The organism is Phreatobacter oligotrophus, assembly GCF_003046185.1.
Classification (GTDB): domain Bacteria; phylum Pseudomonadota; class Alphaproteobacteria; order Rhizobiales; family Phreatobacteraceae; genus Phreatobacter; species Phreatobacter oligotrophus.
Genome location: NZ_PZZL01000009.1, coordinates 34418 through 47507, shown reverse-complemented (window position 1 = coordinate 47507; position 13090 = coordinate 34418). Strand labels below are relative to the sequence as shown.

The 13090-nt window shown below is 68.0% G+C and carries 13 protein-coding genes; 6 read left to right on the top strand and 7 right to left on the bottom strand.

Going from position 1 to position 13090, the window contains the following annotated elements; translation table 11 throughout:
- Positions 1 to 95: 95 nt before the first annotated feature.
- Positions 96 to 2858, bottom strand: a complete 2763-nt coding sequence (locus tag C8P69_RS18195) for a bifunctional diguanylate cyclase/phosphodiesterase (RefSeq protein WP_170118293.1) — start codon at positions 2856 to 2858, stop codon at positions 96 to 98.
- A gap of 239 nt (positions 2859 to 3097) precedes the next feature.
- On the opposite strand from C8P69_RS18195, the gene C8P69_RS18190 reads away from it, so the two are divergent.
- Entirely contained in the window at positions 3098 to 4333 is a 1236-nt protein-coding gene (locus tag C8P69_RS18190; RefSeq protein WP_108178872.1) for an ABC transporter permease, read from the top strand.
- Between the two features lie 7 nt (positions 4334 to 4340).
- Here C8P69_RS18190 and C8P69_RS18185 read toward each other — a convergent pair whose 3' ends face one another.
- Positions 4341 to 5174, bottom strand: a complete 834-nt coding sequence (locus C8P69_RS18185; protein WP_108178871.1) for a YihY/virulence factor BrkB family protein — start codon at positions 5172 to 5174, stop codon at positions 4341 to 4343.
- A gap of 86 nt (positions 5175 to 5260) precedes the next feature.
- Between C8P69_RS18185 and C8P69_RS18180 the strand changes: the two genes are divergently transcribed.
- Positions 5261 to 6163 (top strand): methyltransferase domain-containing protein, encoded by a 903-nt coding sequence (locus C8P69_RS18180; protein WP_245902120.1) that lies wholly within the window; start codon positions 5261 to 5263, stop codon positions 6161 to 6163.
- An 89-nt stretch (positions 6164 to 6252) separates the two neighbouring features.
- Entirely contained in the window at positions 6253 to 6756 is a 504-nt protein-coding gene (locus C8P69_RS18175; protein ID WP_108178870.1) for an SRPBCC family protein, read from the top strand.
- A 401-nt stretch (positions 6757 to 7157) separates the two neighbouring features.
- On the opposite strand, the gene C8P69_RS18170 is transcribed toward C8P69_RS18175, so the two are convergent.
- Together C8P69_RS18170 and C8P69_RS18165 are read right to left on the bottom strand one after the other, a co-directional pair.
- Positions 7158 to 7568: a metallopeptidase family protein gene (locus tag C8P69_RS18170; RefSeq protein WP_108178869.1), complete on the bottom strand. Its 411-nt coding sequence runs from the start codon at positions 7566 to 7568 to the stop codon at positions 7158 to 7160.
- Between the two features lie 3 nt (positions 7569 to 7571).
- Positions 7572 to 7820, bottom strand: coding sequence for a hypothetical protein (locus C8P69_RS18165; protein WP_108178868.1), 249 nt, complete (start codon positions 7818 to 7820; stop codon positions 7572 to 7574).
- A 146-nt stretch (positions 7821 to 7966) separates the two neighbouring features.
- Here C8P69_RS18165 and C8P69_RS18160 point away from each other — a divergent pair, with 146 nt between their 5' ends.
- Positions 7967 to 8218, top strand: coding sequence for a hypothetical protein (locus C8P69_RS18160; RefSeq protein ID WP_108178867.1), 252 nt, complete (start codon positions 7967 to 7969; stop codon positions 8216 to 8218).
- A 7-nt stretch (positions 8219 to 8225) separates the two neighbouring features.
- On the opposite strand, the gene ftsY is transcribed toward C8P69_RS18160, so the two are convergent.
- On the bottom strand, positions 8226 to 9359 hold the full coding sequence (ftsY, locus tag C8P69_RS18155; RefSeq protein ID WP_108178866.1) for a signal recognition particle-docking protein FtsY: 1134 nt from the start codon (positions 9357 to 9359) through the stop codon (positions 8226 to 8228).
- A gap of 37 nt (positions 9360 to 9396) precedes the next feature.
- Here ftsY and C8P69_RS18150 point away from each other — a divergent pair, with 37 nt between their 5' ends.
- Positions 9397 to 10107 carry an RluA family pseudouridine synthase gene (locus C8P69_RS18150; RefSeq protein WP_108178865.1) on the top strand — a complete coding sequence of 237 codons (711 nt, stop codon included), beginning with the start codon at positions 9397 to 9399 and terminating at the stop codon, positions 10105 to 10107.
- A gap of 130 nt (positions 10108 to 10237) precedes the next feature.
- The gene (locus tag C8P69_RS18145; RefSeq protein ID WP_108178864.1) at positions 10238 to 11470 is read left to right on the top strand and encodes a phenylacetate--CoA ligase family protein; all 1233 of its coding nucleotides are present in this window, start codon (positions 10238 to 10240) and stop codon (positions 11468 to 11470) included.
- A 20-nt stretch (positions 11471 to 11490) separates the two neighbouring features.
- Here C8P69_RS18145 and C8P69_RS18140 read toward each other — a convergent pair whose 3' ends face one another.
- Positions 11491 to 11883 carry a hypothetical protein gene (locus tag C8P69_RS18140; RefSeq protein WP_108178863.1) on the bottom strand — a complete coding sequence of 131 codons (393 nt, stop codon included), beginning with the start codon at positions 11881 to 11883 and terminating at the stop codon, positions 11491 to 11493.
- A gap of 113 nt (positions 11884 to 11996) precedes the next feature.
- On the bottom strand, positions 11997 to 13028 hold the full coding sequence (gene hemH, locus C8P69_RS18135) for a ferrochelatase (protein WP_108178862.1): 1032 nt from the start codon (positions 13026 to 13028) through the stop codon (positions 11997 to 11999).
- Between the last annotated feature and the right edge of the window lie 62 nt (positions 13029 to 13090).

The following is a 13090-nucleotide window of genomic DNA, read 5'->3' as shown; positions in this document are numbered from 1 at the left end:
GGGGCTGCCGTTCTCTAGGCGTCGGCGGACGGCCAGCCCTTAGCCCAACGGCGCAACGGCGAAAAGACGCCATGCATGCATGGAGGTCCGGCCGATCAGGCGGCCGCGGAGTCCTCGCTGGGGAGCAGGGGCGGCGAGCCCTGCCGCAAACCGAAGCGGGCGAAAAGCGCCGGCAGGTCCTCCACCGGTGCCGGGCGTCCGAACAGATAACCCTGGGCCTGATCACAGCCCTCGGCCTGCAGAAGCGCGAGTTGCTCCTTGGTCTCCACGCCTTCGGCGGTGCTGGTGATGCCGAGACTGCCGCAGAGCCCCGTGACGGCCCGCACGATGGCGCCGCTCTCGCGGGCCGAAGCGAGGTCCTGGACGAACGAGCGATCGATCTTGACCTTGTCGAAGGGGAAGGTGCGCAGATAGCCGAGCGACGAATAGCCGGTGCCGAAATCGTCCATCGCGATGCAGCAGCCCAAGGACTTGAGGCGCAGCATCATGCTCATGGCCCCCTCGACGTCGGCCATCAGCGCGTTCTCGGTGATCTCCAGTTCAAGCAGGTTCGGCGCCAGGCCGGAAAGGCTTAGCGCCCGTTCCACGGCCAGCGGGAAATCACGGTCGGCAAGCTGCTTCGGCGAGACGTTGACGGCCACCTTGAGGCCATTTCCCCAGCGCGCCGCGTCCTCGCAGGCGCGCTCGAGCACCCAACGGCCGATCGGCACGATGAGACCGGTCTCCTCGGCCATCGGGATGAAATCCGCCGGCGAGACCATCCCACGTTCGGGGTGGCGCCAGCGCAGCAGGGCCTCGAAACCGACCAGCGCTCCCGAGGCGACGGCAACGATCGGCTGGTGGTTGAGCAGGAACTGCCCGTCTGCCAGGGCGCGGCGAAGGTCGCGCTCGAGGCGGTGACGCTCCTTCATCCGGGCGTCCATGGCCGGCTCGAAGAAGCAGAAGCGATCGCGGCCATCTTCCTTGGCGCGATCCAGTGCGAGGTCGGCATTCTTCAACGACTCCTCGGCTCCGGCCTCGTCGAGAAGCGCGATGCCGACACTGGCGGTCAAGGTCACGGTATGGGCGGCGGCCACCTCGATGGGTTCGGCCACGGCTGCCATGAGCCGCTCGGCGAGAAGGGAGGCGGCGAGCGGCTGGATACCGTCGGACTGAATGATCGCGAACTCATCGCCACCGAGACGGACCACGACATCGGCCTGCGCAACAGCCCCCTGGAGACGGCTGGCCACGGCCACAAGGACGGCGTCACCGGCGGAATGCCCGAGGGTGTCGTTCACCGCCTTGAAGCGGTCGAGCCCGATGCAAAGAACTGCAGCGCCCTTGCGCCCCTGGGCGCAGAGGGCCGCGAGGCGCTCGCGGAAGAAGGCGCGGTTGGCAAGACCGGTGAGGGCATCGTGGCTGGCCATGTGGACGACCTGCGCCTCAGCGGCCCGGAAGGCGTCGATGTCCTCAAGCAGACCGACCCACTCGAATCCCTCGCCGGTGGCGGCCGGGACTTTGGTCCCGCGGGCCCGGATCCACAGCCAGCTCCCGTTGGCGACACGGATCCGGTACTCGGCCTCATACGTGTCACCTTCGGTGATGGCCTGCCCCCAGACGCGCTTCACCATCGCCACGTCATCGGGGTGGACGCTGGCCAGCCAATTGTCCTTGGTGGGCGATTCGCTCCCGGTGAGTTCCTTCCAGCCGGTGATGGCAAACTGTCCATCGGCGCTGAGGCGCCAGAAGACGAGAGCGCCGGTGGTGGCAAGGAGATGCTGGCGACGTTCGCTCTCGGCGACGGAGCGTGCGGCCTCCGCCGCGGCCACGGCCCTGTCCCGCAGGGCAGCTTCAGACCGCTCCAGGGAGACGCGCAAGGCCTCGAATTCCGCGATATCAGAGCGCTCGGCGGTGCTGAGGGGCGGGCGCTCCTCCCCTGTCGCGATAAGGCGCGCGCGCGCCGCGATAGCCTTGACCGGCCGCAAGATCTTGCGGCCGAGCCAGGCCGCAGCCAGCAGCGCCATCGCGATGGCCGCAAGGGCAATCAGGCCCAGATTGATCAGGTGACCCGTTGCCCGCGCCTGGAAGGCGGCGAGCGGTTCGCCGACTGTCACGACCCACTCGGTCGTCTCCCGCAGCCGCTGGAACCCGAAGACATGGGGTACGCCTTCGATCGTCGTGGTGCGGAATGTGCCGCTGTCGAGACCCAGACGCCTACCCGCGCTCCAGCTGGGGGCCCTCACGCCGACGCTACCATCGGGGTCTATGCTCCGGGCGACGAACCGTCCCTGCGAATCCGTGACCGCGACCACGAGCGAGCTGGAAACTCCCTTGCCCCGTCGGATCAGCTGGACGAGCCGGCTGGGGGGCACCACGAGTGCGATGAGACGCGTCTCCTCGTCGGTTCGGGCGATGGCCACGGCGATGGCGATGTGCGGCGCGTTGGTGGACGGATCGACGAACAGGTCCGACACGGCGGGGCGTGCGCTCAGGACCGCCTGCCGCAGGACCGGAAGAGGCACACCCTGGGGGGAAAGGCCGTCACCTTCAGGCACGCGGCCGGTGGAGAAGACCTCCTCGATGAGCCGCCCACCGATCTGGCGTTCCGCCGCCAAAGCCCAGGGGTCGATGACGCCCGTCGCGGTGTGGTGTGGGACGACTGCGAGAGTATCGAGCAAGGTGATGCCACCCTTGAGCTCGGCCTCGACAACACGCGCCAGCGTCCGCGCGGTATCCACGAGACGAAGGGATTGCGCGGCCTCGAAGCCACGCGCCGCCTGAACGACGGCAATCGCGGCCGCGACCAGCGTCGGAACAAGTGCGAGAAGGACAAGACCGGCCAGATACCAGTTCAGGCCCCGTCCCGGCCTTGCCATTGCTTCGTCTTGAACACGGTGTCCTATCATCACGTCACAGCGATAACCTAGGGGAATGTTCGCACCTAGGCGTTACCAAAGCACAAACAATTTCACATGATTTCGCACATAAGGCACGTAAATTTGGACAGATTTTCGTGATCGCTGCGACGTTTCACGTTCTGGGGAACGGTCACGTCCCCGGCCTACCTTACGGAGCTTTCATGGGTGAGGTCTCCGGGATCGTGCTATGAGGCGGCATGAGCCTCATGGAAGCCATCCGCGAAGCCCTGTCCGCGCTGCGCGCCCACAAGCTGCGATCCGCCCTCACGATGCTGGGCATGGTGATTGGCGTCGCCGCTGTCATCGCCATGGTCGCCATCGGCGGCGGGGCACGGGAACGCGTGCTGTCCCAGGTGAAGTCGCTCGGCGCCAACCTGTTCATCGTGCTGCCGGGCAATGTCACCCAGGGCGGCGTCCGCCTCGGCCTCGGCGCCTCATCGTCGCTGACCGAGGATGATGCCCGCGCCATCGAGGCCGAGATTCCGGCGGTACAGGTCACGGCCCCCAACAGCCGCACCCGGACCCAGGTCGTCGCTGGCGGCAACAACTGGTTCACGGAAGTGGTCGGCGTCGACCTCGGCTGGTTCGAGGCGCGCGAATGGACGATTTCGTCGGGCCGCCTGTTCGAGCCGGAGGAGACAGCGCGCGGCGGACAGGTGGTGATCCTCGGCCAGACGGTCGCGCGCAACCTGTTCGGCGAGGGCGTCGATCCGATCGGCGAGACGGTGCGCATCCGCGCCGTGCCCTTCACCGTCATCGGCGTCATGGAGACCAAGGGCCAGTCGATGATGGGCCAGGACCAGGACGACACCAGCTTCGTGCCGCTGCCGACCCTGCGCCAGCGCCTCGTCGGCGTGAACCGCGCCAATGCCCGCGCCGTCGGCGTCATCCACGTCAAGGTGCGCGAGGGCGAGAGCATGACCCAGGCCGAGGACGACATGCGCCAACTCCTGCGCCAGCGTCATCGCCTCCAGCCCGGCCAGGAAGACGACTTCCAGATCCGCAACCTCACCGAGATCGCCAACACGGCGGCGGGGGCCGCCACGACCCTGTCGCTGCTGCTGGCCGCTGTCGCCGCCATCTCGCTGGCGGTCGGCGGCATCGGCATCATGAACATCATGCTGGTGAGCGTGACCGAACGGACCCGCGAGATCGGCCTGCGCCTCGCGGTCGGCGCCCGGCGGCGCGACGTCATGCGGCAGTTCCTCATCGAGGCGACGGCGCTCGCCGCCATCGGCGGCGTGGTCGGCATCATCGCCGGGCTCGGGGCGGCGCTCGGGGTCTCCGCCCGCTTCGGCTGGCCGCTGCTGGTCGAGCCGCAGTCGATCATTGGCGCGGTGCTGTTCTCCGGCCTCGTCGGCGTCTTCTTCGGCTGGTATCCGGCCCGGCGCGCGAGCCGGCTGGACCCGATCACAGCGCTGCGGACGGTCTGACGGACGATCAGAAGATGCGCCCGCGCGCCCGCCAGATGGCGGCGTTGAGTTCGCCGCCGAGGACGAAGATCGCCGCGGAGTAATAGAGGAAGACCAGCGCCACCATGACCGAGGCGAGGCCGGCATAGGTGTTGACGTAGTTCTGGGCGAAATGAGCGAGGTAGGAGCCGAAGATCGTGCCGCCGAGCAGCCAGAGCACGAGCGTCGCGACGATCCCGGGCAGGACATCGACAAAGCTACGGCGGCCCGCCGGCAACAGCAGGTGCACCACGGTGAGCGCGATGACGATGACCACCGAGGCGGCGGCGACGCGCAGGAACAACACCACCCAGCCGAAGGGCGCGAGCCAGGGGACGATGCGGACGGCCGTCGCCCAGATCAGCGGACCGAGCACGACCAGCACGGCGGTGACGAGCAGCGCGACCGCACCGATCAGCACATAGGCGATGGATTCGAGGCGGCAGAGATACCACCAGCGCGTCTCGCGCACCTCATAGGCGCGGTTGAGGCCCGCCCGCAGCGCCTCGACGCCGTTGGAGGCGAAGTAGACGGCGAGCAGGGCGCCGATGGTGAGGAGATCGGTGCGGGTCGTGGTCAGAACCGTCTCGATCTCGCGGGCGATGGGTCGGGCGACGACCTCGGGCCAGGCCTCGAGCAGGATGCGGGTCACCTCGTCGCTGTAGGGCCGCGCGCCGGCAAAGCTTGCCAGCGCCGTCACCAGGATCAGGAAGGGAAACAGCGACATCAGCCCGTTGAGGGCGATGTGGCTGGAAATGGCCCAGCCGTCATCCTCGAGGAAGTGCTCGAAGGCTTCCCACGCCACCCGGAATGGCATCAACATCGGTCATCCTTTCGTCGCGGGACATTTGGCACAGAATTGGCCGTGCACAAGAGCGCGCAATTGACGCTCGTTACCGCGGGTCCCATATGCCGGCGATGACACCGCAGCATTTCGACCAGCAACTCCTCGGGCGCCGCCGGGTTCGCGCCGCATCGGGGGAGCCGGCGGACTTTTTGTTGCGGCGCGTCGCGGAGGATCTCGCCGACCGCCTGACTCTGGTGCAGCGTCAGTTCTCCGCCATCGCTGATCTCGCCACGCCGACCGACGCGCTGCGGGAAGCGCTCGCCGCCCGCGGCCTTGCGCCTGTCGTCGCAACGGAAGCCGTGGAGACGCTGGCGCATCGCCGCGCGACGCCTGTCGTGGTCGCGGCGCCGGACATGCTGCCCTTTAGCGACGCGAGCCGCGACCTCGTCGTCTCCGCCCTCGGCCTGCAATTCGTCGACGACCTGCCGGGCGCCTTCGTGCAGGTGCGACGCGCCCTGAAGCCCGACGGACTGTTCCTTGCCGCGATGGCCGGAGGCGACACGCTCACCGAGCTGCGGCAGGCCTTCGCCGAGGCCGAGAGCGAGGTGGACGGGGGCCTGTCGCCCCGCGTCGCGCCTTTCGCCGACGTGCGCGACATCGGCGCGCTGTTGCAGCGGGCGGGCTTTGCGCTGCCCGTCACCGACACGGACCGCGTCGTCGTGCGCTACGGCGATGTCTTCGCGTTGATGCGCGACCTGCGGGCCATGGGGGCGACCAATCCGCTGCGCGATCGCCGCCGGGTGCCCTTGCGCCGCCGCACATTGCTGCGCATGGCGGAGATCTACCACGACCGCTTCGCCGATCCGGACGGGCGCATCCGCGCCACCTTCCAGATCATCACCCTGTCCGGCTGGGCGCCGCACGAGAGCCAGCAGAAGCCGCTGAAGCCCGGCTCGGCCAAGGCCCGCCTCGCCGACGCCTTGAAGGCCATCGAGATACCCGCCGGGGAGAAGCCGGGCGGCTGACCGTCCTGCGCAAGGCGGGCTCGACAGGCCCCGCGCCACCGCCCTAGTCTCCCGTTCCCTCTTCATTCCCGACCGAAGGCCCGCCTCCCATGGACATGACCGGCACGCAGCGCATCGAGGCCCCGCGCGAAGTGGTGTGGGCCGCGCTCAATGATCCCGACGTGCTGCGCCAGTGCATTCCCGGCTGCGAGAGCATGGAGCGCATCGGCGACAACGGCTTCTCGGCCAAGGCGGTGCTGAAGATCGGCCCGGTCAAGGCGAGCTTCACCGGACAGGTGACGCTCTCCGACATCGACCCGCCCAACGGCTATACCATTTCCGGCGAGGGCAATGGCGGCGTCGCCGGCATGGCCAAGGGCGGCGCGACAGTGAAGCTCACCGAGGAGAGCGAGGGCGTGACCCTGCTCACCTACGACGTGAAGAGCCAGATTTCCGGCAAGATTGCCCAGCTTGGCTCCCGCCTCATCGACGCCACGGCCAAGAAGCTCGCCGGCGAGTTCTTCGAGAGTTTCTCGAAGGTCGTGGCCCCGCCGGCCGAGGGCGAAGAGATGCCCGAGGCGAAGAAGAAGTGGTGGCAGTTCGGGAAGAAGTGAGGGAGCCCGTCGGGGTCGCGAGGTATCCCCTCGGGAACCTCTGACCGTCATTCCCGGGTAAGGCGGCGACGTTAGCGGCCCCCACCTCTCCCCGGCGGGGAGAGGTCGACGAGCGCAGCGAGGCGGGAGAGGGGAGAGACCTCTCTGGAACGCACCAGCCCCCTCTCCCGGCCTTCGGCCGACCTCTCCCCGCCGGGGAGAGGTGAGGTGGTGCCCTCGTCAATTACGCTCGCGAACCTCATCCGTCATGCCCGGGCTTGTCCCGGGCATCCACGAACTCTCTGCATCGTACGGTGTTCAAGTCGTGGATGGCCGGGACAAGCCCGGCCATGACGCGGAGAGGGTTGCGGGCGCCCGGTACAGGCAGGGCGCTCCCGCATGACAAGCGAAGACCCGCCGCCTCACTCCGCCCGCTTCTCGATCGCCTCCATGTCGGCATCCGACAGACCGAAATGGTGGCCGATCTCGTGGACGAGGACATGGGTGACGACGTCGCCCAGCGTTTCGTCATGCTCGGCCCAGTAGTCGAGGATGGGGCGGCGGTAGAGCCAGATCATGTTGGGCATGGCGCCGGAATGCTGCACCGACTGGAACGGCATGCCCGTGCCCTGGAACAGGCCGAGCAGGTCGAAGTCGGTCTCGGCTCCCATCTCCTGCAGAACCTCGTCGGTCGGGAAGTCCTCGACGCGGATGACGAGTCCCTTGCAGAGGGCGCGGAAATCCTCCGGCAGGCGCTCATAGGCCGCCGCGGCAATGGCCTCGAAGGCGTCGAGGTCGGGCGCCTTGAGCGCGCCAAGAGCTGCGTGATCCATCGTTCAGCGCCCGTAGGTGAGGTAGAGCCAGACAAGGCAGCCGATGGCGGCGACGACAGCGAGGATGCGACCGACGCGCTTGCCCCAGATCTCCGCGGGGTCATCGGATTCGCCCCTGGCCGTGAAGAAATCGCCGCTGCGCTGGAGCGCAGATTCCATCATCGGCGCGGAGTCGCGGTCGGCGCGATCGAGGATGCGGCGGGCTTCGTCCTGCCGGCGGGCATCCGGTGAACGGTCATCGGGCTGGCTCATGGGCCGGAGCCTAGCCCATCGCGGGGTGGCGGGTCATCCCGCCTCAAGGTCGCGGCGGTCGGCGCGCTCGCCGAAAGGGTTTGGTGACCATGATCGGCCATGATGCCGCCAAGACCGGATTTGTGCCTCGTCCCGGAGTTTGCGTGATGGTCCGCCGCCTTCCCCGCCTTTGTCTCGCCAGCCTTGCGATGGCGCTCTTGCTCCCCGCCGCTCCGGCCGCCGCCACGCCCTTCTGGGCCGGCTGGTTCGGCCAGGACCGCCCTGTCGTCTACCGGCCGATCGTGACGCCCAAGACCTATTACTTCGCGCCCGCCGGAACGGCCGAGGTACTGCCGCATCCCCACCATCGCCACAACCATCCGCACCGGCACGGGCACCCGCACCGGCCGCATCGCTGACCGGGCCTCAAGCTTCATCCAGCCCGACAATGGCGCGGGCGAAGTCGCGCGCCGCGAAGGGCTCGAGGTCATCAATGCCCTCGCCAACGCCGATGAAGTGAACGGGAAGGCCAGTCTTCGCCGCGACCGCGACGAGGATGCCGCCGCGGGCCGTGCCGTCGAGCTTGGTCATGACGATGCCGGTGACGCCGGCCGTGCGGCCAAAGGCCTCGACCTGGGTCAGGGCGTTCTGGCCGGTCGTCGCATCGAGGACGAGCAGCACGGCATGGGGCGCTGCGGCATCGACCTTGCGGATGACGCGCACCACCTTCTCCAGCTCGGCCATCAGCTCCGCCTTGTTCTGCAGGCGCCCGGCCGTGTCGAGGATGACCACGTCGGTCCCGGACTCCTGTGCCTGCTTCACCGTGTCGAAGGCGAGGCCGGCGGCATCAGACCCTTGCGGCCGCGTGACGACCGGGACGCCGGTCCGCTCGCCCCAGACCTTGAGCTGCTCGATGGCTGCGGCGCGGAACGTGTCGCCGGCGCCCAGCATGACCGATCGGCCCTCGGCGCGGAACTTGGCGGCGAGCTTGCCGATCGTGGTGGTCTTGCCGGCGCCGTTGACGCCGACGACCATGACGACGAAGGGTTTCGCGCCGTCGACCTCCAGCGGCTTGGCCACCGGCGCCAGAACGGCCTCGATCTCGGCGGCGAGCACGGCCCTCACCTCGTCCGGGGAAATGTCCTTGCCGAAGCGGCCCTTGGAAAGAGCGCCGGCGATGCGGCCCGCCGTCTCGACGCCGAGATCGGCCTGGATGAGCAGGTCCTCCAGTTCCTCCAGCGTGTCGCCGTCGAGCTTGCGCTTGGTGAAGAGGTCGGTGACCCCAGTGCCGAGCTTCGAGGAGGTGCGCGACAGGCCCTCGGTGAGGCGGCGCCACCAGCTCTTGCGCTCAGCCGGAGCGACAGTCTCCGGTACTGCCGGGGACGGCGCGCTCTCCTGACCGAACAGCCGCTGGAAGAAGCCGGGACGCTTCGGTTCGTCGGGCTTCGTCGGATCGGACATGATGGGGCGGCTTTCTGCAGGGCGGGCGGCGTGGCCCACCGCATTTAGGCCGCCGGGCGGGCGCTGGCTAGGGCTCGCACGACTGGCGGGCTGTGACATGGACCCCTATGGAAGGGACATGACGTCCGGAAGAGACATGAGTTCGGCCTCGCCCCATCCCGTGCCCGATGATCCGCTCGGGCTCATCCCGCGTCTGCTCCACCGCGACGCCAGCGTGCTGATCCTGAACAAGCCAGCTGGCCTGCCGGTCCACAAGGGTCCGGGCGGCGGGGTGACGCTATCGGACCAGCTCGACGTCCTTCGCTTCGGACTGCCGCGCGCGCCGGAACTGGCCCACAGGCTCGACAAGGATACGGCGGGCTGCCTCGTCCTCGGTCGCCACCGGCGGGCGCTTGAGCGGCTTGGGCAGATGTTCAAGCGCGGCGAGGTGACCAAGACCTACTGGGCCGTGGTCGAGGGCGGCCCCACGGAGGAGGCCGGCGAGATCGCCATGGCGATGAGCCCCCGCGATCCGAAGCGGGGGTGGTGGATGAAGGCCGATCCGAAGGGCCAGCCGGCGCTGACGCGGTTCCGGGTGCTCGGCCGTGGCGAGCGCCTGGCCTGGCTGGCGCTGGAGCCGGTGACCGGCCGCACCCACCAGCTGCGCCTGCATTGCGCCGAGAGCGGCTTCCCCATCCTCGGGGACACGATCTACGGCTCTGCCCCGCGCCACAACGGACCGGGCTTGCATCTTCTCGCCCGCTCGGTCGTACTGCCGTTTGATCCAAAGCGGCCCGCGATCACCGCCGAGGCCCCACCACCCCCCGCCATGACACAGGCGCTGGTCTGCTGCGGCTGGGCCGGATAGACGCATTTTTCAAAAAGTCCGGCCGCGCGCCTTTACGCTTGATTTCCGCTACGTCAACAGTGCATCGGACGAGCGGCGGGCTTGGCGCTAGATCGCTCAGCCGCGATAGTGGGGAAAAGGGGAGCACGCGATGGCAGCCCATTACGACAAGCGCGAAACGCGCGACGAGGCCGCTCGCGAGAAGGACCTGATGAAGCGGCTGCCGCAGGTCCTCACCGCCGTGGTGAAGATGCCGGCCTGGCGGCGCCACCTCGGCAAGATCGACCCCAGGTCGATCACCTCGCGCGCCGCGCTGGCGCACCTGCCCATTCAGCGGAAGTCGGAACTGCCGGGACTCCAGAAGGCAGCCCTGCCCTTCGGCGGCTTCGTGCCGGGGAAGCCCAGCGCCTTCGGCCGGCTGTTCATGTCGCCGGGACCCATCTTCGAGCCCGAGGCCATCGGCCAGGACGTCTGGCGCGTCGCGCGCGCCATGGCCGCCGCCGGCTTCAAGCGCGGCGACATCGTGCTCAACACGTTCTCCTATCACCTCACCCCCGGCGCCTGGTGTTTCGATTCCGGTGCGCGCGCCGTTGGCTGCGCCGTCATTCCGGCCGGCCCGGGCAACACGGATGCGCAGCTCGATCTGATCGAGGCCTATCGGCCGGGCGCCTATGCGGGCACGCCGGACTTCCTGAAGATCCTGCTGGACGCGGCCAAGGAGAAGGGGCGCGATGCCTCCTCCATCACGCGCGCGCTCGTGGGCGGCGCCGCCTTCCCGGCGAGCCTGCAGAAGGAGGTCGCGTCGCGCGGCGTCGATGCCTATCAGACCTATGCCATCGCTGAATGCGGCGTCATCGCCTACGAGACCGAGGCGCGCGAAGGCCTGGTGCTGAACGAGGACATCATCCTGGAAGTGGTGCGGCCCGGCACCGGCGATCCGGTCGCCCCAGGAGAGGTCGGCGAGGTGGTCATCACCGTGCTCGATCCGCACCATCCGCTCATCCGCTTCGCGGTCGGCGACCTGACTGCGATCCTGCCGGGCCAGTCGCCCTGCGGGCGCACCAATACCCGCATCAAGGGCTGGATGGGCCGCGCCGACCAGACCGCCAAGGTGAAGGGCATGTTCGTCCGGCCGGAACAGGTGGCCGAGGTGGTAAAGCGCCATTCCGAGATCGTTCGCGCCCGCCTCGTCATCAGCCGTGTCGACGAGACCGACGCCATGACGCTGAAGGTGGAGACGCGCACGCGGGCGGTGGAGTTCATCCATGCCGTGAGCGAAAGCGTCTCGGCGGTGATGAAGCTCAAGGGCGCGGTGGAGGCTGTGAAACCCGGCTCGCTGCCGAACGACGGCAAGGTCATCGAGGATACGCGGCCGGTCGGCTGAGGCGACCGCCCATCGCCGCCTCAGCGGAACATGGGGGCGTAGCGATCGCGATAGGCGATGACGAGCATCAGGCCGGTGACCACCAGGATCGCCGCCAGTGGCAGACCCTGCGGGTTCAGGAAGACGTGGAACAGCACGATCGTCGCCATGACGGGGGCGATGAGCGCGAGGCCGAAGGCCGGCGCGACGTTGAACAGCAGCGACAGGCCGCCGACGAGGTTCACCGTCTTGAGGAAGGGCCAGAAGAAGCCCGAGGCCTGCAGTCCCTGCTCGAACAGCATGCCGGCAGGCGAGACGGGCGGATGGATCAGGTGCTGGCCGGTGGCCATCGCCCAGAAGCCGTCGATGGCGCTGACGAGGAAGAGAAGCCCCAGAATGGTGCGGGGGGCATGGATGAAAAACAGGGCGGCCATCGAAACCTCGGATGCAATGCTGCGCGGTGCGCGGGAGGGGCGCTGTCTCTGCCCCCAAGGTTTCCCTTCCGCGTCACCACCGCCGCATCGGATGTTTCGTCAGGCCGCAGCCCTCAGACCCAGCCCTTCAGTTCGCGCTCGACGATGTCGGTGATGACGGTCATGCCGAGGTCGCTATCGTTGAGACAGGGGATGTAGGTGAACTTCTCGCCGCCATTCTCCTCGAAGATATGGCGGTTCTCGCCATCGAGTTCCTCGAGCGTCTCGAGGCAGTCGGCGGAGAAGGCCGGAGCGATGATGGCGAGCTTCTTCACGCCGCGCTTGGCAAGGTTCTCGACCGTCTCGTCGGTATAGGGCTTCAGCCACTCGTCCGGCCCGAAGCGCGACTGGAAGCTCATCACCATGCGCTCGGGCGAATAGCCGAGTTCCTCGCGCAGCAGGCGCCAGGTCTTGGCGCACTGGCAGTGATAGGGGTCGCCCTTCAGCAGATAGCTTTTCGGCATGCCGTGGAACGAGGTGACGATCACCTCCGGTTCGAAATCGAGGGTGGCAAGGTGGTTGCGCACCGACTGGGCCAGGGCCGCGATATAGGCCGGCTCGTCGTGATAGGGCGGGGCGATGCGGATGGTCGGCTGCCAGCGCATCTGCATCAGGGCGCGGAACAGGTGGTCATTGGCCGTCGCGGTCGTCGCGGCGGCGTATTGGGGATAGAGCGAGAAGGCGAGGATGCGGTCGCAGCCCTCGGCCATCAGCTTCTCCACGGCCGGCTTGATGGCGGGATTGCCGTAGCGCATGGCCCATTCGACATGGATATCCGGGCTGACCGAAGCGAGGTGGGCCGCGAGCTTCTCGGCCTGGTTCCGCGTGATGGTCTTGAGGAAGCTCTCGTCCTTCTCGGTGTTCCAGATCGTCGCGTAATCCTTGCCCTTCTTCTGGGGCCTCGTCTGCAGGATGATGAGGTTGAGGATCGGCCACCAGATGGCGCGCGGCGTCTCGATGACGCGACGGTCGGACAGGAACTCCTTCAGATAACGGCGCATCGACCAATAGTCGGTGCCGTCGGGCGTCCCGAGATTCATCAGGAGCACGCCGATCTTGCCGGCCTTTACGGGCACGTGGCCGGCGGGAAGTTTCATCTCGCGCATGGGATCTCGCGGCTGGGTGATCTCGCTGGGCGCGTGATACGCCCGAAACGGATGTGTGGGAA

What these genes read in the sequence shown, in the direction of transcription:
- C8P69_RS18195 (WP_170118293.1), bottom strand. Translation starts at nt 2,858, where the DNA reads ATGGCAAGGCCGGGACGGGGCCTGAACTGGTATCTGGCCGGTCTTGTC.
- C8P69_RS18190 (WP_108178872.1), top strand. Translation starts at nt 3,098, where the DNA reads ATGAGCCTCATGGAAGCCATCCGCGAAGCCCTGTCCGCGCTGCGCGCC.
- C8P69_RS18185 (WP_108178871.1), bottom strand. Translation starts at nt 5,174, where the DNA reads ATGTTGATGCCATTCCGGGTGGCGTGGGAAGCCTTCGAGCACTTCCTC.
- C8P69_RS18180 (WP_245902120.1), top strand. Translation starts at nt 5,261, where the DNA reads ATGCCGGCGATGACACCGCAGCATTTCGACCAGCAACTCCTCGGGCGC.
- C8P69_RS18175 (WP_108178870.1), top strand. Translation starts at nt 6,253, where the DNA reads ATGGACATGACCGGCACGCAGCGCATCGAGGCCCCGCGCGAAGTGGTG.
- C8P69_RS18170 (WP_108178869.1), bottom strand. Translation starts at nt 7,568, where the DNA reads ATGGATCACGCAGCTCTTGGCGCGCTCAAGGCGCCCGACCTCGACGCC.
- C8P69_RS18165 (WP_108178868.1), bottom strand. Translation starts at nt 7,820, where the DNA reads ATGAGCCAGCCCGATGACCGTTCACCGGATGCCCGCCGGCAGGACGAA.
- C8P69_RS18160 (WP_108178867.1), top strand. Translation starts at nt 7,967, where the DNA reads ATGGTCCGCCGCCTTCCCCGCCTTTGTCTCGCCAGCCTTGCGATGGCG.
- ftsY (WP_108178866.1), bottom strand. Translation starts at nt 9,359, where the DNA reads ATGTCACAGCCCGCCAGTCGTGCGAGCCCTAGCCAGCGCCCGCCCGGC.
- C8P69_RS18150 (WP_108178865.1), top strand. Translation starts at nt 9,397, where the DNA reads ATGAGTTCGGCCTCGCCCCATCCCGTGCCCGATGATCCGCTCGGGCTC.
- C8P69_RS18145 (WP_108178864.1), top strand. Translation starts at nt 10,238, where the DNA reads ATGGCAGCCCATTACGACAAGCGCGAAACGCGCGACGAGGCCGCTCGC.
- C8P69_RS18140 (WP_108178863.1), bottom strand. Translation starts at nt 11,883, where the DNA reads ATGGCCGCCCTGTTTTTCATCCATGCCCCCCGCACCATTCTGGGGCTT.
- hemH (WP_108178862.1), bottom strand. Translation starts at nt 13,028, where the DNA reads ATGCGCGAGATGAAACTTCCCGCCGGCCACGTGCCCGTAAAGGCCGGC.